Source organism: Stutzerimonas stutzeri (assembly GCF_002890895.1).
Taxonomy (GTDB): Bacteria; Pseudomonadota; Gammaproteobacteria; order Pseudomonadales; family Pseudomonadaceae; genus Stutzerimonas; species Stutzerimonas stutzeri_AB.
Map to the genome: position 1 here is coordinate 257,909 of NZ_POUL01000004.1, position 17,751 is coordinate 275,659.

At 62.4% G+C, this 17,751-nt stretch carries 16 protein-coding genes; 1 reads left to right on the forward strand and 15 read right to left on the reverse strand.

The annotated features are described in order from the left end of the window. Positions 1–43 precede the first annotated feature (43 nt). Positions 44–1,255 (reverse strand): MFS transporter, encoded by a 1,212-nt coding sequence (locus CXK96_RS09535; RefSeq protein ID WP_102836223.1) that lies wholly within the window; start codon positions 1,253–1,255, stop codon positions 44–46. A 344-nt stretch (positions 1,256–1,599) separates the two neighbouring features. On the opposite strand from CXK96_RS09535, the gene CXK96_RS09540 reads away from it, so the two are divergent. Beyond that, entirely contained in the window at positions 1,600–2,538 is a 939-nt protein-coding gene (locus tag CXK96_RS09540) for a 1-phosphofructokinase family hexose kinase (RefSeq protein WP_102836224.1), read from the forward strand. A 1-nt stretch (position 2,539) separates the two neighbouring features. Here the strand turns inward: CXK96_RS09540 and CXK96_RS09545 are convergent, their stop codons facing one another. The 14 genes from CXK96_RS09545 to CXK96_RS09610 form a co-directional block, all read right to left on the reverse strand. Beyond that, on the reverse strand, positions 2,540–2,983 hold the full coding sequence (locus CXK96_RS09545) for a thioesterase family protein (RefSeq protein ID WP_073301959.1): 444 nt from the start codon (positions 2,981–2,983) through the stop codon (positions 2,540–2,542). A 118-nt stretch (positions 2,984–3,101) separates the two neighbouring features. Next, on the reverse strand, positions 3,102–3,797 hold the full coding sequence (locus CXK96_RS09550) for a hypothetical protein (protein ID WP_102836225.1): 696 nt from the start codon (positions 3,795–3,797) through the stop codon (positions 3,102–3,104). A gap of 2 nt (positions 3,798–3,799) precedes the next feature. Beyond that, positions 3,800–4,918, reverse strand: coding sequence for a methyl-accepting chemotaxis protein (locus CXK96_RS09555; protein ID WP_102836226.1), 1,119 nt, complete (start codon positions 4,916–4,918; stop codon positions 3,800–3,802). 38 nt (positions 4,919–4,956) lie between these two features. Beyond that, positions 4,957–5,751, reverse strand: a complete 795-nt coding sequence (locus CXK96_RS09560) for an ABC transporter ATP-binding protein (RefSeq protein ID WP_102836227.1) — start codon at positions 5,749–5,751, stop codon at positions 4,957–4,959. Between the two features lie 9 nt (positions 5,752–5,760). Continuing rightward, positions 5,761–6,750 carry an ABC transporter permease gene (locus tag CXK96_RS09565; protein WP_102836228.1) on the reverse strand — a complete coding sequence of 330 codons (990 nt, stop codon included), beginning with the start codon at positions 6,748–6,750 and terminating at the stop codon, positions 5,761–5,763. Between the two features lie 50 nt (positions 6,751–6,800). Continuing rightward, the gene (locus CXK96_RS09570; RefSeq protein ID WP_102836229.1) at positions 6,801–8,174 is read right to left on the reverse strand and encodes a CmpA/NrtA family ABC transporter substrate-binding protein; all 1,374 of its coding nucleotides are present in this window, start codon (positions 8,172–8,174) and stop codon (positions 6,801–6,803) included. 578 nt (positions 8,175–8,752) lie between these two features. After that, on the reverse strand, positions 8,753–9,331 hold the full coding sequence (locus tag CXK96_RS09575; protein WP_102836230.1) for an ANTAR domain-containing response regulator: 579 nt from the start codon (positions 9,329–9,331) through the stop codon (positions 8,753–8,755). Between the two features lie 14 nt (positions 9,332–9,345). Next, complete coding sequence (locus tag CXK96_RS09580; protein ID WP_102836417.1) at positions 9,346–10,566, reverse strand: CmpA/NrtA family ABC transporter substrate-binding protein; 1,221 nt, start codon at positions 10,564–10,566, stop codon at positions 9,346–9,348. A gap of 186 nt (positions 10,567–10,752) precedes the next feature. Beyond that, the gene (locus tag CXK96_RS09585; protein WP_102836231.1) at positions 10,753–12,375 is read right to left on the reverse strand and encodes a BatD family protein; all 1,623 of its coding nucleotides are present in this window, start codon (positions 12,373–12,375) and stop codon (positions 10,753–10,755) included. Next, positions 12,372–14,099 (reverse strand): VWA domain-containing protein, encoded by a 1,728-nt coding sequence (locus CXK96_RS09590; RefSeq protein ID WP_102836232.1) that lies wholly within the window; start codon positions 14,097–14,099, stop codon positions 12,372–12,374. The genes CXK96_RS09585 and CXK96_RS09590 overlap by 4 nt, the downstream gene beginning before the upstream one ends. Continuing rightward, on the reverse strand, positions 14,096–15,109 hold the full coding sequence (locus CXK96_RS09595) for a VWA domain-containing protein (protein ID WP_102836233.1): 1,014 nt from the start codon (positions 15,107–15,109) through the stop codon (positions 14,096–14,098). Before CXK96_RS09595 ends, CXK96_RS09590 begins: the two co-directional genes overlap by 4 nt. Continuing rightward, entirely contained in the window at positions 15,102–15,602 is a 501-nt protein-coding gene (locus CXK96_RS09600; protein WP_102836234.1) for a DUF4381 domain-containing protein, read from the reverse strand. The genes CXK96_RS09595 and CXK96_RS09600 overlap by 8 nt, the downstream gene beginning before the upstream one ends. Next, the gene (locus tag CXK96_RS09605; RefSeq protein ID WP_102836235.1) at positions 15,599–16,570 is read right to left on the reverse strand and encodes a DUF58 domain-containing protein; all 972 of its coding nucleotides are present in this window, start codon (positions 16,568–16,570) and stop codon (positions 15,599–15,601) included. Before CXK96_RS09605 ends, CXK96_RS09600 begins: the two co-directional genes overlap by 4 nt. Beyond that, the gene (locus CXK96_RS09610; protein WP_102836236.1) at positions 16,570–17,529 is read right to left on the reverse strand and encodes an AAA family ATPase; all 960 of its coding nucleotides are present in this window, start codon (positions 17,527–17,529) and stop codon (positions 16,570–16,572) included. Before CXK96_RS09610 ends, CXK96_RS09605 begins: the two co-directional genes overlap by 1 nt. Between the last annotated feature and the right edge of the window lie 222 nt (positions 17,530–17,751).

Sequence of the window (17,751 nt, forward strand, 5' to 3'; positions counted from 1 at the left end):
GGCAGGCCCTGAGACCTGCCTTCCAAGTGTTGCCTGGATGAACTCAGACGCGGGCGGCAGTCATCGCGGCAGAACCCCAGGTGGTTCTCCAGCGGCGCTTCACACCATAGAGGCCAAACCACGCCAGCGCACCCAGGCTGGCGAACAGCCAGAGGCCCAGCTGATAGTCTCCCGTGGCCTGCTTGACGGCGCCGAGACCTGCGGTGAGCAGGAAACCACCAATGCCGCCAGCCATGCCGACCAGGCCGGTCATCACGCCGATTTCCTTGTGGAAGCGTTGTGGCACAAGTTGGAACACCGCACCGTTGCCCGCTCCCAGGCTGAGCATGGCGACCACGAACAAGGCCAGTGCAGCCGTCGAACTCGGTAGATTGAAGCCGACAACGAACAGGCAAACGGCAGCAACCGTGTACATCACCAGCAACGAGCGGATGCCGCCGATTCGGTCGGCCAGTGCCCCCCCGAGCGGGCGCAGCATGCTGCCGGCCAAGACGCAGGCGGCGGTGTAATAGCCGGCCTTGACCGGGTCGAAGGCGTACTGATCATGGAAATAGCCCGGCAGGGTACTGGCCAGACCGAGGAAGCCGCCGAAGGTGACGCTGTAGAAGAACATGAACCACCAGCTGTCTCGGTCGCCGAGGGCTTTCATATAGTCGGCAAAGGACTTGGGCGCGGGACGATTCGGTGCATTCTTCGCCTGCGTGGCGAAGATGATCAGCACCAGGACCAGTGGAATCAGCGCGAGACCGAACACATTGCTCCAGCCAAACATCGTCGCCAGCACAGGTGCGAACAGCGCCGCGAACACCGTACCGGAGTTGCCCGCACCGGCAATGCCCATGGCCTTTCCCTGATGCTGCGGTGGATACCACTGCGAAGCCAGTGGCAGGGCGACGGCGAAGGAGGCCCCCGCCATGCCAAGGAAAAGGCCGAGCAGCAGGGCTTGTTCATAACTATGAATGCCATGGAGCCAGGCCACGAACAGCGCAGCGATCACCACGACCTGACCGAACAGCCCGGCGGTCTTGGGGGAGGTGCGGTCGGCCAGCATGCCCAGCACCAGGCGCAGCACTGCACCGGAAAGGATGGGCGTGGCGACCATGAAGGCACGCTGCTGGGTGGTGAGGCCGAGGTCGGCCGCAATCTGCACGCCAAGCGGGCCAAGCACGTACCAGACCATGAAACTCAGGTCGAAATAGAGAAAGGCGGATAACAGGGTCGGCGTGTGGCCGGCTTTCCAGAAACTGGTATTCATCGGGTGGGCTCCAGGCATTCGTCTTGTGCAAAAGAGGCCGCCCCAACTTCGAGGCGAAAACAAAAAGGCGCCGCATCACGCCTGCCGGAGCAGGAATGGTGCGACGCCTTTGTCTTAGGGTGGAGACCGCCGTTGGCCTACCGTGTCGATTGCGAAGCATCTAACGTGCCAGTCAGCCTCCAGCCCCGTTCCATGCGGCTCGTGTCGTTGGTCTCGCCCGGCCAGTCGACGTCGGTTGCACAGCCGTTGTGCGGTGGGCGCCATTTCAGGGCAATGTCTTGCCGATTGTCTTTGTCCTGACGTCGGCTGTTAGGCTTTACCTGCCAAGCTTCGAGGAGTGATTGATGCCCGTTATTGCCAGCCTGACCCTGAACCCGGCAATGGATCTGTCCGTCAGCACTGCGCGGGTAACCAGCACCGAAAAGCTACGCTGCTCACTGCCGCGCCACGACCCGGGTGGCGGCGGGATCAACGTCGCGCGGGTGGTCGACACGCTGGGTGGCGAGGCGGTGGCCGTCTATCCTGCGGGCGGTCCGTTCGGCGATCTGCTCACGCGAGCGCTGGATGAGCTTGGCTTGGCGCACCGCCCCGTTCCGATCGCTGGCGACACCCGTGAAAGTTTTACCGTGGACGAGTTTGAGACCGGGCTGCAGTACCGTTTTGTACTGCCTGGGCCCTCCTTGTCCTCCGAGGAGCTGGCCCGCTGTCTCGATGCACTGACCTCGCTGGACCCGGTGCCGGCTTATCTGGTGCTGAGTGGGAGCTTTCCGCCGGGTGTGGCGCTTACGTTCTACGACGATCTGCTCAGCCTGACGCGCCGCATCGGCGCCAGGCTGGTCGTCGACCTGTCTGGCGAGCCCTTGGCCTACGCGGCACGTCAGGGCGGGGCATACCTGCTGAAACCGAGCCTCAACGAGCTTTCGACCCTGGTCGGTCGCCCGATCACCAGCGAACTGGAGCAGGAGCAAGCGCTGCGCAGTCTGATGGCGAGGGGCTGTGCGCAGATCATCGTGCTGTCGCTGGGCGCGGATGGGGCGCTGGTGGCTTGCGGCGAGCAGTTACAGCGGCTGCGCTCGCCACAGGTTCCAGTGGTCAGTGCGGTAGGCGCCGGCGACAGCATGCTCGGTGCCATCGTGCTGGCGCTGGCCGAAGGGCGCAGCTTGGACGAGGCCGTGCGCTACGGTATCGCCGCCGGAGCCGCCACCGTGATGCGCCCCGGTACCGAGCTCTGCCACCGCGAGGATGTGCAGCGACTGCTGCAGCTCGGTGATGGTAGCGGTTGATCTAGTCGATCCGGTTCACCCGCGGGAATTTGGCGGCAAATGCCTCAGGCATAGCGACAACGCGGCTCTGCACGTAGTCGTAGAAGACGAAGCCGGACTTGGCCATGGCGATCAGCGTGCCGTCCGCCGGCCGGGTGATACGAAAGGTGATATCGCCGCCGTACTTGTTGAAATCCATGACGCCGACTTCGAACAGTAGGGCGTCCCGTGCATGGGCCTCGGCTTTATAGGTGGTGGCCAGGTCGGTGACGATGATGCCGCCGCCATCCTTGCTGGTCTCGGCGATGCCATAGGCGAACAGGAAGCGCGCACGGGCCTCGGAAATCATCGAGATCATCGAGTCGTTGGCGAGGTGGTTGCCGGCGTTGATATCGGTGATGCGAACAGTCAGCTGGGTGCTGAAGCAAAACTGGTCTTCGGGAAACTGCAGGGTCAGGCGGGCCATGATGCTCTCGTTGCTTGTGTTTGGCGCTGGTTGGCAGCGCGACGTGCGGAGGCGGATTGTACGCCTCTGCACGTCAGCACCAAGCTTGATCCGGCCTGTTGATATCGCGTGCGCGGTGTCAGGCGATGCTATGGCGAATGCCTTGCAGGCGCTCATCGATGATCGGGGTGATCAGCGCGTAGCATTCGGCTGGCGCCAGGCTGACCCGCGGTGCGTCGATCAGGTTGCACTCCAGGTGTTCGATGAGGTTGCGCAGGCTGTCGCCACTAATCGGGTCGGTGAGGCGCAGGCAGAGATAGCGCATCTGGATCTGCATATCCAAAGGGCACTTTTCGAAGTTGGCTGCACGCACTGCCAGGCCGCGCAAACGTCCGAGGTCTTCCAGTGCGCGACAGGCCTCGCACATGCCGGATACCTGCGGATTGCCCTGGAAGACAAGGCGCAGCTCAAGCACATGAATGCTTTCGAGGAGTTGCTCGATCAGGATGCAGTGCGGCTCGAAATCCGCTGGGTTCCGGCGGATCTGCTGCCACAGAGCGCGCATCGCCGGACGGTTTTCCTCACCTTTCCACTCCTGCCAGAGCCGATCAATATGGCTCGCAACCTCCAACCGCTGCGCGGCGGCTGCGGCATCAGGTTGGCCACCCAGGCCACGGTGTTTCTGCACGAATTGAAGGACTTCCAGCGAATGCTGCAGCGCCTGGACATCGGTTGCGCTGAGGCGCTTGCGATGCCGCTCGGCTGCAATGCGACTGAGATGGTTGCCGAGCAGCACCAGGCCGGCGGCCAGGATCAGGGCGATCGATACTTCCATGGTCAGGCTTCCGTACGGCTGAGACGAGTGAGGTAGAGCGTCAGGCTATGCAGCTCTTCGGCCTGGGTGCGTTGGCGCTCGACGCCGGTCTCGACCTGATTAAGCTGGTCGCGCAACAGGCGGTTGCCCTGTCGCTGTTCTTCGAGGGCTGTTTGCAGGTGATCGAGTTCGGCCAGGCTCAGCTGGCTGCGCCGCGCCAACTGATCGAGTTCGGCGGCTAATGCACTGCTTTGCTCGCCGCTTTGCTCGAGCAATTGCTGGTGCTGGACGACCTCGGCCTCGACGCGGCGAACTGCGTTGCCGGTCGTGGCGACCACGCTGGTGATGTCCTGGGCGGCGCAGTCGCTGGTCAGCGCCAGCTGGCGGACCTCGTCGGCCACCACCGCGAAACCGCGACCGTGCTCGCCGGCTCGCGCTGCTTCGATGGACGCATTCAGGGCGAGCAACTGGGTCTGTTTGGCGACGTTCTGGATGCTCAGTGCGGCTTTGCCGACGGCAGCCGTGTCCTGCAAAAGCTGGCCGACCGCATCCGACGTGCGCTGCATGCTCTGGCGTACCTCGGTCATGCGGGTGCTGACCGACATCGCGTTGTCGCGGCCGGCCTGGCTTTGCCGGTGGGTGTCGGCAAAGGCTTGCATGGCTTGCTGGCCCAGCGTGCTGACCTGCTCCAGGTTGTGGCTCAGCGCCTTGCTGGCTTCGGTCATCGCCAGCACTCGCTCGCCCTGGCCGATGCTGCTGTGCTCGGCGGTTGCGGCCATGCGCTCGAGGGCATCGCTGGCGAATTGCACTTCACTTCGTAAACGTTCGCTGCGCAGCGATTGAGCGCCAAAGGCGGCGACCAGATCCTCACGAGGCTCGTTGAGCCCCTGCTGCTGGCCGAGCACGGCCAGCAAATGCTCACTGTGGCGCTGATGCTCGCGGCGTTTGCGCTGTTGGGCCAGTTGCAGACCTGCGGCGATACAGGCGAGGGCCAGCGACAGCAGTTGCTGCTGCCACAGCCCCGCCATACAGGCCATGGCCCAGGCAGCGAGCAATAGCCAATCCATGTACGACTGCAGGGCAGCGGTGGTGGCTTGCGATACGGCCTGCGTCGGGCGCGTGGCGTTCAAGGCTCTGTCCATGCTCGTGATCCTTTCTCGATTAGCTTCCTGGAGACTTGTCAGGCCGCAGGCCGCTGCTGGCGCTGGTAGAGGAACTCCAGAACCTGCGCCCGGTAGGCGTGGTACTGGGCGTCGTGGGCCAGGGTCATGCGGTCGCGAGGATGCTTGAGCTCGACGCGCAGAATCTCACCGATGGTTGCAGAGGGGCCGTTGGTCATCATCACGATGCGGTCCGAGAGCAACACGGCCTCGTCAACGTCATGGGTGATCATGATCACGGTGTTGCCAAGGTCGGCGTGGATCTCCATCAGCGAGTCCTGCAGATGCGCGCGGGTCAGCGCATCGAGGGCGCCGAAGGGCTCGTCCATCAGCAACACCTTGGGTTGCATGGCCAGCGCGCGGGCGATACCTATGCGCTGTTTCATCCCGCCGGAGATTTCGCTGGGACGTTTGTCGCGGGCGTGGGTCATGTGCACCAGCTCAAGGTTGTGCTCGATCCAGTCACGCATCTCCCGTTTGCTCTTCTGGCCTTTGAAGACTTCCCGCACCGCCAGCTCAACGTTCTCGTAGCAGGAAAGCCAGGGCAGCAGGCTGTGGTTCTGGAACACCACGGCGCGCTCCGGGCCGGGCTCGTTGACCTCACGGCCGTCGAGGATCACGCCGCCAGTGGTGGCCTGATAGAGGCCGGCGACGATGTTGAGCACCGTTGACTTGCCGCAGCCAGAGTGGCCGATCAGCGAAACGAACTCGCCCTTGGCGATGCGCAGGTTGACGCTCTGCAGCGCGCAGTAGAGTCCCTTGTCAGTGGGAAAGCTGATACCGACGCCGGTGAGTTCGAGATGGGCATTGTTCATGTGATTTTCTCAGCGCAGGTCTGCGTTCTTATCCCAGCTCACGCGGCGCTGGAGCATCAGCATGATGCGATCCAGGGCGAAGCCGATCAGGCCTATGACGATCACTGCGACCATGATCCGGCCGAGCGAGTTGGAGCTGCCGTTCTGGAATTCATCCCAGATGAATTTACCGAGGCCGGGGTTCTGCGCCAGCATCTCGGCAGCGATCAGCACCATCCAGCCGGTTGCGAGCGACAGGCGCAGGCCAGTGAAGATCATCGGAATCGCAGCGGGCAGCACGATCCGGTGCACATGGCTGAGCGGTGACAGGCGCAGCACGCGGCTGACGTTTTGCAAATCCTTATCGAGGTTGGCCACGCCCACCGTGGTGTTGATCACCGTCGGCCACAGGCAGCACAGCGCTACGGTCAGCGCCGAGGTGACGAAGGATTTCGCCATCAGCGGGTCGTCACTGACGTAGACGGCGCTGACCACCATGGTCACCAGCGGCAGCCAGGCCAGCGGCGACACCGGCTTGAAGATCTGGATCAGCGGATTCACCGCGCTATACACCGTCTTGCTCAACCCGCAGACGATGCCCAGCGGCACGGCAATCAGCGAGGCGATGGCAAAGCCGGTCATCACCGTATAGAGGCTGGTGAAGATCTGCTCGAAAAAGGTCGGCTTGCCGGTGTACGGGCGAATCTTCACCTCGGCGTCGGGATTCTTGGCCAGTTTGGCCGCATTGCGGTCCTCCTGACGCTGGTAGAACGCCTCGGCTTTTTCCCGCGACTGGATATGCGCATCGACCAGCCCGTTGAACTGCTCGGCCACCTGGCTCGGCCCGGGAAACTGACCGAGGCTGGTCTGGATGTTCGAGGCCACCAACTGCCAGAACAGCAGGAAGGCAAAGACGCCCACCAACGGCATGATCACCTGCGGCAGCCAGCGCTTGATGCGGGCCTGACGGCCAGCTCTAAGGGTTTCTTTTATGTTCTGCACGACGGCGGGATTGCTCATCGACATGTCCTCCGAAAGGTGGGAGCCGCGCATGGCTCCCGTAGGCGGAATCAGAGCGTGGTATCGCCTTTCAGGCCGATCGCGAACTGTTCGAGATAGGCGTTGGGCGTGTGGCCGTCATAAGCGATGCCATCAATGGTGTCCGCCAGTGGCTCGCGGAAGCCGTCTTCATCTGCTGGGGGGAAGTCCTCGGCTGTCATCAGCCCGTCTTCGATCAGTGCCGCTGCAGCTTCACGGTAAATTTCCGGGCGATAGACCTGCTTGGCCATGTCTAGGTACCAGCTGTCCGGCTTGGCCTCGGCGATCTGGCCCCAGCGGCGCATCTGCGTTAGGTACCAGATGGCATCGGAGTAGTAGGGGTAAGTCGCGTTGTAACGGAAGAACACGTTGAAATCCGGCACCTCGCGTTTGTCGCCTTTCTCGAATTCAAAGGTGCCGGTCATGGAGTTGGCGATGACCTTGGCGTCGGCGCCGACATATTCCGGTCGCGAGAGGATTTCCACCGCTTCCTGGCGGTTGGCGTTGTTGTCTTCGTCCAGCCACTTGCCTGCACGGATCAGCGCTTTGACCAGACGCTTGTGCGTTTCGGGATTGGCTTCGGCCCAGGCTTTGGATACGCCGAAGACCTTTTCCGACATGTTCTTGCGGATCGCATAGTCAGCAACCACGGGTACGCCGATGCCTTTGAAGACCGCCTGCTGATTCCATGGCTCTCCGACGCTGTAGCCATGAATGGTGCCGGCTTCCATGGTCGAAGGCATCTGCGGCGGTGGCGTAACGGAGAGCAACGCCTGGGCATCGATCTGTCCGCTGATGTCGCCTTTCTTCGGTGCGTAGTAACCGGGGTGAATGCCACCGGCCGCGAGCCAGTAGCGCAATTCGTAATTGTGGGTGGATACCGGGAACACCATCCCCAGGTTGAACGACTTGCCGCTGGCGTTGAGCTGCTCGATCACCGGCTTGAGTGCGTCGGCCTCGATGGGATGCACCGGCTTGCCGTCTGCCATCGGCACGTTGGGCTTCATCTGCTCCCAGATCGCGTTGGACATGGTGATGGCATTGCCATTGAGGTCCATGGTGAAGGCCGTGATGATGTCGGCCTTGGTACCAAAACCGATGGTCGCGCCGATCGGCTGGCCGGAGAGCATGTGCGCACCGTCCAGCTCGCCGTCGATGACGCGGTCCAGCAGCACCTTCCAATTGGCCTGGGCTTCGAGCGTGACGTAGAGCCCTTCGTCCTCGAAGAAGCCTTTCTCATAGGCAATCGCAAGCGGCGCCATGTCGGTGAGCTTGATGAAGCCGAGCTTGAGTTCCTCCTTCTCTGGCTCGGCCGCCCAGGCGGCCATCGGCACCAGTTGCAGCAGGGCAGAGCAGCCAATGCTGGCCACCAGCGTTTTCAACAACGTACGGCGGGTCTTGCGCATGATCTATTCCTCAATCGCGAAACGAAAAAAAGGCGTAACGGAAGCACTCTCTGCATGAGCAGAGCGAGCACCGTTGACGCCTTTGTCAATTCGTCCCGATCACCGCCGTTGGCGACCTGAAGACGTGGTAACAGAGGGATTGCAAGGGGCTTGCCAATTCTTAATCTGAGATTTTTTTGGCGACTAGGGTGTTAGGAAGATCTATGTAATACAACGGCTTACGTCTGAAACAACCGGCCAGGCTGAACATGCGTTGGACGTGCGGGCTTGGCACTCCTGGCGATCGCTCGGTGCAATAGCCGTGCACCCAATTCTATCCTTGGCTCCGTTTTGGTTCGTTTGCATGGAAGAGCTGCTTGGAAATGGCGGGCGCAGTGGCGCCCGTCATTCGGACGCGATTGGAGTGGTTAGGGGGCGGCTGGCGCAACGTGTTGTAGTCGGCGAGCAATAGGCTCGTTGGGCCTGGTCGAGAGTCGAAAATGATCGGTACTTGAGTCCCGCAAGGTTTACAGCAGGCATCCGCTCGGCTAATAGCCCCGTCTGGGCCTCGCCGAGACCAGCGCGCTGAGATTTTCGGATCACTGACCCAGCAGGTCGTTCATCGCAATGATCTGTTCAGCGACCTGGATCAGCTTCTGCTGACGGCTCATGGCCTGGCGGCGCATCAGGGTGTAGGCCTCTTCCTCGTTGCAGCTGCGCATCTTCATCAACATGCCCTTGGCCAATTCGACGCGCTTGCGTTCGACCAGTTGCTGGTCGCGTGCATGCAGTTGCGCGCGGATTGCCTGGTCGCTTTCGAAGCGGGCCATGGCCACGTCTAGGATGGGTTTCAGGCGCTGGGCCTGGATGCCTTCAACGATATAGGCGCTAACGCCGGCGCGGATGGCTTGGCGCATGGCATCGGGGTTGTCGTCGTCGGTGAACATGACGATGGGCCGCGGCTGGTCACGGCTGACCATGACCACCTGTTCCATCACGTCCCGGCCGGGGGAGTCGGTGTCGATCAGTACCACGTCGGGGCGAATCGCTTCGACCCGCTCGGGCAGGTCGATGGTCAAACCGGATTCCTCGATCACCTCGAAGCCGGCTTCGATCAGAGCGGTGCGCAGGCGACCGACCTTGCGCGGGGTGTCGTCGATCAGGAGAACGCGAAGCATGACTGTCTCCCTTCTCAAGGCTTGGGGTGTGGTGCGGTGTCGCCCAGGGCATGCAGCGCGAAGCTGCGCGCGTATCCCGCCGGATCGCTGCCATCCCAGCGACTGCCGTCCATGAGCATGGCGCTGCGCATGGGGGAGCCGGGTACGGCGATATTCAAAGCGCTCGCTGCATCGCGGTAGAGGCTGGTCTGCTGGACGCTCTGCGCCACGGCAACGTAATCCGGATCTTCACGCAGCAGACCCCAGCGGCGCAGCTGAGTCATGAACCAGAGGCCGTCGGAGTGGTAGGGCATGTTCACTTCGCCGTTGCCGAAGAAACGCAGCGGGTGCTTGTCCAGCCAGGCATGGCCGAGGCCGTCCTCATATTGACCAAGAAAGCGCGATTCGATGGACGCAACGGGCGCATTGACATAGTCGCTGCCGGCAATCAGCTGTGCAGTACTGCGGCGATTTTCCTGGCTCTCATCGATGAAGCGGCTGGCCTCGAGAATGGCCATGACCAGCGCGCGGGCGGTGTTGGGGTATTGGTCGACAAATTCGCGCGTGCAGCCGAGCACTTTCTCGGGATGGTCGGCCCAGATCGATTGGCTGGTCGCGATGGTAAAACCCATGTCTTCTTCAATGGCTTGGGCGCCCCAGGGCTCGCCGGCGCAGAAGCCGTCGATGCGTCGCGCCCGTAGATGAGCGACCATCTGCGACGGCGGCACCACCACTGTGCGTACGTCAGTCAGCGGATGGATGCCGTGGGCGGCCAGCCAGTAGTAGAGCCAGAGCGCATGAGTACCGGTGGGAAATGTCTGAGCAAGCGTGAGTTTTGCACCACTCTGGCGCACGCATTTGCCGAGCGCATCGGGATCGGTCACGCCGGCTGCTTTCAGCTCATTGGAGAGGCTGATGCTCTGTCCGTTTTGCGCCAGCCCCATCAGTACGGCCATGTCCTTACGCGCACTGCCTCCGATCCCCAGATGCACGGCGTATATCAGGCCGTACAGTCCGTGAGCGGCATCCAGTTCGCCTTCCACAAGCTTGTCTCGCACGCTGGACCAGGAACTCTGCCGTTGCAGGTTGAGCGTGAGGCCGTAGGGCTGCGCAAAGCCCTGGGTGGCGGCGACGATCAGCGATGCAGCATCGGTCAGCGCCATGAAGCCAAGATTCACGACGTGCTTTTCTGGCGCGTCGCTGCCGGCGACCCAGGCTTTGGCGTCAGGGCGGAGCGAAGGGGAGAGATCGGTCATGCTGAAGAAAACCTTTGCCATGCGAAGCGCGCACCGTCCGGGAGGGAACCGGTGCGAAGCGGGATGTCTGGTTCAGGTTTAGCAAGCCACATGCCAAGGACGGTGCAAGACGCCTCTAACTGGTGCACGAGCTCGCAGCAAAGGGCAAGACGGCTGATCGCGACCGGATATGGGAAGTCCTTCAGCTCAGCGCGGATACAGCGGCGGCAGCGCGCTGGCTTCGCGTTCGGCATCGCCAGCCTGACCTGCGGGCAGGTTCTGAATGGCCTGCCACAAGGCTTCGCCTTGCCAGCGCTGACCGGTCTCGCTGTACAGCGCACCATTAAGCCCATCGAGGGCATCGGACAGCGGCTCGAAACGGGCCGCCATATCGGCCAGCGTTTCAGGCTGTTGACGTGCCCAGGCATCGAGCGCATGTCGGGTGGCCTGGGTGTCGTTGGCCAGGCAGGCGCGTTTCAGATCATCAAGCAGGCTGCGCGGAGTCGGGCCGGTCTGCACTGTGCGGATCACCGCTGGTTGCCTGCGCGCATGCAGCCACAAGCCAAAGCCGAGCAGGGTCGTCAATGCCAGCAATGCGCTACTCAGCTGCCAGGGCCATAGCCGTCTCGCCTCTCGCTGTTCCGGCATGTCCGTCGTCTCGATGGCGGGCTGTTGCAGGTCCGGGTTGTCGGCGACCTGCAGGTTGCGACCAGGCAGCGTGCTGCGCTCCAGGCGATCTTCCAGGGTGTTCCACCAGACCACTTCCACGGGCGAGAGTTGGAACTCCCCAGTGCGTGTCGCGACCAGGGCTTCGCGCTGTTCGCGACTGCCGCTGACACCGTTGGCCGTGACTTCGTTGTTCAGGGTCGGCTGGTCGGGGTAGCTGCGCAGTCCCGGAAGCTTGGTTGAGGCGATTGGAGGCAGCTGGCTGCTGGTCAATCCGTCAGCTTTCAAGAGCAAGCTGCGGGTCAGGGCTTCGCCCAGCTGAGCATCCCCTGGTTCCGGACTCCAGGCTTCGACCAGCGTCAGGCTTCGGGCCGGTAGCCAAGCGGCGTCGGCGGGATAGTCAGATGGCTTGGGCTTTACAATTAACGGGATGGTGGGTGATTTGACCTGGGTCGAACGTCCGAACCTCGAGCCATACTGATCACCGGTCGACGGTGCCACGGCCGTGGCGCTGAACAGTTGTGCGGGAACTGTCAGCTCGCCGCTTTTCTGCGGGAACAGCGCATAGCGGATCTCAATCACGCCGTGGCGGACGCCATTGATGTCTTTTTCATAAGTGCGTGGTTCGCCCAGCCGCTGCACCAGCGCATCGTTCATCTGCAGCGGTGACAGGGTGCTGTCGTCGTACAGCGATACGGAGTGGTAGATACGCAGCGTCAGCAGCACCTGCGCCTGCACGTAGGCGACCTCCTGATCAAGACTGGCGTCGATGAATATGGGGGCAAGCAGGTCGCTGTCGCTGGCGCTGGGCTCGGTGACATGCAAGGTGATTGGCTCGCTACGGGCATCGCCGAGCTGCAACGGCGGAATGACGACGTAGCCGGTCTGCAGCGGCTGGAGCGTGACCTGCCACTGGGTAATCGCCTGTGCATCGCCGTTGGTCCCGGCAAGTTGGTTGCTCTGACGTGTCCCGGATACTTTGAACAGGCTGTCGAGGGGCTGCAGGTCGGGCTTACCAAATGCGGTGCCGTCGGCCGTTTCCAGCGTCAGCTCCACAGTTTCGTCCAGGCTCAGCTCGGTACGGTCGACCCGGGCTACCAAGGTAGCAGCGTGGGTTTGCAAGCCCAGCAGGAGCAGAAACACCAGTGTCATCCAGCGCATCATTGATTCAATTCCTGCCGTTTGCGTTGCTCATAAAGAAACTTGCGCCGTAGCAGCTCGCCGGGATCGTCCGGGATCTTGCGCAACCATTGGTTCATTGCCTGATCCTGCTCGGGATCGACCGGCACTTCCTGTGCTTGTGCCATCTGCTGATCGGTCGCGACTGGCTCGGACTCGGGAGGGCTCTCGTTCAGTGTTTCGCTCGACACCTCGCCAGCTGGCTCTGGCGGGGCCTGTGCCGTGGTTTGATCTGTCGAGTCCGACGAGGTGTCTGGCGCTTTGCTTCCACGAGGCTGCTTGCGCTGCTCGGCTTCGGATGTCGATTCCTGGGGTGGCGACGCGTCGGGATCGGCATCAGCTTGAGCCTCTTTTTGTCGCAGGGCCTCTTCGACGGTGGTTTTATTGCGCCGCGCGATGTCCAGACCCGGATCCAGCTCCAGGGCTTGTTCATAGGCTTCGATGGCGGCTTGCAGCTCGTCGTTGCGGGCCAGGGCATTGCCTCGGTTGTAGTGATCGGCTGCGGAGTCGCCCTTGCCGAACTGCTCGGCGGCGCCGGCAAAGTCACCGGCCTGGTAGCGGGCATAGCCCCGCCATTGGTGATCTTCGAAGCGGGTCGCGGCTTCGCCTGGGCGAGAAGATTCCAGCAGGCGCATGCCCTGTTGATCGGGGCGCAGCCATAGGTCGTCAAGGCTCAGGGCGCTGGCGGGTTGCGGGACGAAGAGGACGAGCGGCAAGCAGAACAGCCAACCCCGGCGCCCGGCGAAGGCGGCGAGCAATACCAGAGGGAGCAGCAGCCAGTAGCCTTGGTCCTGCCAGGCGTCGAGACGGGTGGTCTCGTCTTGAGCCACAAGCTTTCCGTTGCGTTCGAGCAAGCCGAGGTTGCGCAGGTCCGCATCATCGACTCGAGCCTGCTGATAGCGACCGCCGATCTGGCTGGCGAAACGCCGCATGGCATTGTCGTCCAGCCGGGGGATGACAATGGAACCTTTGTCATCCTTGAGGAAGCTGCCGTCCTCGAGAGGAATCGGAGCACCTTGCTCGGTGCCGATACCTAACAGAAGCAGCGACTGCTCGTTTTCGTCCAGCTGCTGCTCGATCGATGCGCGCTCCGGCTCGCTCAGACTGCTGCCGATCAGCAGAAGGCGACCAGCACCATTGGCGCCTTGTTGCAGGAGGGCAATGCCTTGCGTCACCGCCAGGTCAGCACGATGGCCGGGTTCGGGCATGAGATCGGGCTGCAATGCGTCCAGAAGGTTTTGCGTGGTGGCCATGTCGTTGGACAAGGGCACCAGGGTGTGAGCGCTGCCGGCGAAGACCACCACAGCGGTCTGGGCATCCTGGCGAGTCTGCAGCAGATCGAGGATCTTGCGCTTGGCCTGCTCGAGTCGGCTCGGCCGCACATCGGTTGCCAGCATCGCCGGGGTGGTCTCCAGCAAGATGATCAGCGGGTCTGCGCGTGTCAGGCTGGGTTGCTCGACCTGCTGCCAGCTTGGCCCTAGCAACGCCAGACAACCCAACAGCCAGGCGCTGCCGAGCAGGATCCAAGGGAGCTTGCTGTTACGCAGCTTGCCGCGAGTGAGCAGAGCGGTATGAAAAGCTTCGGGCAAGAGGCGCTGCCAGCGACCGGTCTGGCGCTGACGATGCCATAAACGCCACATCAACCATATCGGTAGCGGCAATACGATCAACCAGAACGGTCTGAGCAGGTAGGGCAGAAGTTCACTCATGATCGCTTGCTCCGAGCGCCCAGTTGACGCAGCGACAAAGGCAAGACGCTGCGCGCGACCAACAGCCAGCTGAACAGAAGTGCTGCTGCCAATGGCCAGGCGTACAACGCTGTGGCGACGCGTGCCTGAGCCGGCTGCTGGGCGGCCGGCTCAAGTTCGTCGAGGGCGGCACCGACTGCTTCCAGCTCTTCATTTGTACGCGCTCGGAAGTACTCGCCGCCGGTTTCATAGGCAATCGCGCGAAGGGTCGTTTCGTCCAGGTCGCCGCCGGGGTTGAAACCGAACCGGTTGAGCAGGCTGTCATCCGCTTCGGCACCGATGCCGATCGTATGCACCTTGACGCCGGCGGCCGCAGCGAGGCGAGCCGCGATCAAAGGCTCGACTTCGCCACCGTTGTTCGCGCCGTCCGTAATCAGTACCAGTACGCGACTGTTGGCCGGGCGTTCGCGCAAGCGCTTGACGGCCAAGCCGATGGCGTCGCCGATGGCCGTGTTGCTCCCAGCGATGCCGACCGCAGCTTCATCGAGCCAAGTGCGTACCGTTTGTCGATCGAAAGTCAGCGGCGCCTGCAGGTAGGCCTTGCTGCCAAACAGGATAAGCCCGACGCGGTCGCCGCTTCGCCCGGCAATAAAGTCGCCCAACAGGTGTTTGACCAGTTCCAGCCGGCTGACCTCATCGCCTTGCCACTGCATGTCTGGATAGTCCATGGAACCGGACACGTCGACCGCCAGCAACAGGTCGCGGCCATTGGTGGGAAGCGGCAGCGGTTCGCCGAGCCATTGCGGGCGGGCGGCGGCGAGCAACAGCAAACACCAGATGAACAAGTAGGGCAGCTGTTGCCGCCAGGCAGGCAGGGCGATCGCGGCGCGACGGCCAGCCAGCGTTTCCAGCTCGGCCAGAAAGCCGACCTTCAATGCTGCGTCGCCGCTTTCCGATACGGGTAAGACCCAGCGCAGCAGCCAGGGCAGCGGCAACAGTAGCCAGACCCACGGCCAGGCCAGCTCAAACATGCTTGCGAATCCAGATCTGCACGGACTGTTCAAGGCCCTGGATGGCCTTGTCGTCCAGCCGGCACTCGGCGCGGTAAGCGCCTTCAACCAGCACCATCCAGCGCGTCAATCCCGCGGCCGGACAACGATTGTCGAGAAAGGCCAGCCAGGCACGCCCGCTCAATGTATGGGGGTGATCGTCTGGGTAGCGGATCCGGCAAAGGCGTTTCAGTAGCGCATTGAGTTGCTGCAGCCAGTGACTGGCTGGCTGGCCATTGTATGGCTTGCTCAACTGGGCGAGTTCAAGCAGAGCCGTCTGACGTTGCGGGTCGAGCAATTGTTCGTCCTGGGCGGTCACCTCTCGCTTAGCGAGCTGAAGTCTTTTCCAGGGCTGCAGTTTCAGCAGCAGAACGAGGCTGAGCAGCAGGGCAGCGAGAAACCACCAGCCAGCCGCCAGTGGCCACCAACTCACGGCTGCTGGGGTGATCAGGGGTTCAAGCTCGAGGGCATTCATCTGAGGGCGCCTTGGTGCTGCCCGATGAGGTGCTCACGCATTTGCTCCACCAGTTCGCGCTGGGTACCAAGCGGCATCAAAGGCAGGCGCAAACGGTCGGCCAGACGCTTCCAGCGCGCACTTCGGGCTTCGCCTTGCAGCCGGTAGGCTTGTCGCAGCGCCGCGTCATGGGTATCCAATTCCAGCCGAGCGCCGAACTGCGCAAAGCGCAACAGTCCGGCCGCTGGCAGCGCGTGGTCGAGTGGGTCACAGACTGGAATCAGCAACAAGTCGACGTGGCGCGCGAGCAAGCTCATCTGCTGTTCTGCTGCGTCGCTCAGGGCGCGCTCATCACAGAGGATCACCGCCAGGCTACCTGGACGCAGTACTTCACGTGCGCGTCTGAGCGCCAGGCCAAAGGCCTCTGGATCGTCAGGCTGGTCGGCTTGCAAGCCGGCATTGGCGCGCGCCAAACGGTCCAGCAATTGCAGAAGGCTTTGCTTGCTACGCCTCGGTTTGATCTCGTGCTGATCGCCGTGTCCGAATACCAGGCCCCCGACGCGATCGTTGTGGCTTAGCGCGGCCCATCCCACCAGGCTGGCGGCTTGGGCAACCACCACCGACTTGAAGGCCCGAGCACTGCCAAAGAACAACCGCGGGCTCTGCTCGACCAGTAAGTAAATGGGTCGCTCACGTTCTTCGTGGAATAGCTTGGTATGCGGCTCCTGAGTCCGTGCAGTGACACGCCAATCAATGGTGCGAACATCGTCGCCGGCCTGGTAGATGCGCACCTGATCGAAATCCACCCCTCGTCCGCGCAACTTCGAATGGTGCAGGCCAACCAACTGGCTGCGCCGATGCGGGCTGGAAAACAAGGGCACTTCGCGGACTCGATGACGCATGTCGATCAGCTCGGCGAGGCTTACCCGGACGCCATCGCCGGGCCCTGAATGCACCGAGCTGTCGTCGGTGGGCCGCGAGGGTTGCATCAGGCCACCGCGACCACGTCGAGAATACGCTGCAGGACGCGGTCCTGATCGATACCGGCTGCTTCCGCTTCGAACGAGAGGATCAAACGATGGCGCAGCACATCGAACAGCACCGCTTGAATGTCCTCTGGGCTGACGAAGTCCCGTCCCGCCAACCAGGCATGAGCACGGGCGCAGCGATCGAGCGAGATCGAGCCGCGCGGGCTGGAACCGTAGGCAATCCAGCCCGCCAGCTCAGCGTCGAATTTGGCTGGGGTGCGGGTTGCCATGACCAACTGCACCAGGTACTCCTCCACCGCGTCCGCCATGTACAGACCGAGAATTTCCTTGCGCGCAGCGAAGATCGCTTGTTGGGAGACGCGGTGTTCCGGAGCGGCTTCCCCGTTGATCGCTTCGCCGCGAGCCTGTTGCAGAATGCGTCGTTCCACTGACGCATCGGGGAAGCCGAGCTTTACGTGGAGCAGGAAGCGGTCGAGCTGCGCTTCGGGGAGAGGATAGGTGCCCTCCTGCTCGATGGGGTTTTGCGTGGCCATTACCAGAAAGAGTGGTGACAGGTCGTAGGTGCTGCGACCCACGCTGACCTGGCGTTCGGCCATGGCCTCGAGCAGCGCCGACTGCACCTTTGCAGGCGCTCGGTTTATCTCATCGGCCAGCACCAGATTGTGAAAGATGGGGCCTTGTTGAAACACGAAGCTGCCGGTTTCCGGCCTGTAGATTTCAGTTCCGGTAATGTCAGCTGGCAGCAGATCTGGCGTGAACTGGATGCGATGGAATTCCGCTTCAAGGCCGCCTGCAAGCTCTTTGATTGCCCGTGTTTTAGCTAACCCCGGGGCGCCTTCGACGAGCAGGTGGCCGTCAGCGAGCAAAGCGATCAGCAGGCGCTCGATCAGCCGTTCCTGGCCGAGAATCTGGGTGGAAAGAAATTGTCGCAGCGCGACTATGGCTTCACGGTGGTCCATCGCTGAGCTCTTCTACAGGGGCGTGTCGGGGCGGACGCTCGACCAGCACGACTTTAATTCATTAGCGAGGGGCAGGCTATGCGCGGCTCGGCAAGTTCGTCACGCAGCGTTGAGGATGGCCAGCGCCAGTCTCCATTGGTCATGCAACTCAATTAAATGTGACCGCGCGGTCGCTGGCGGCGCCAGACAAAGGAGGCCCTACTGGGTGCATTCCCGGTCCGC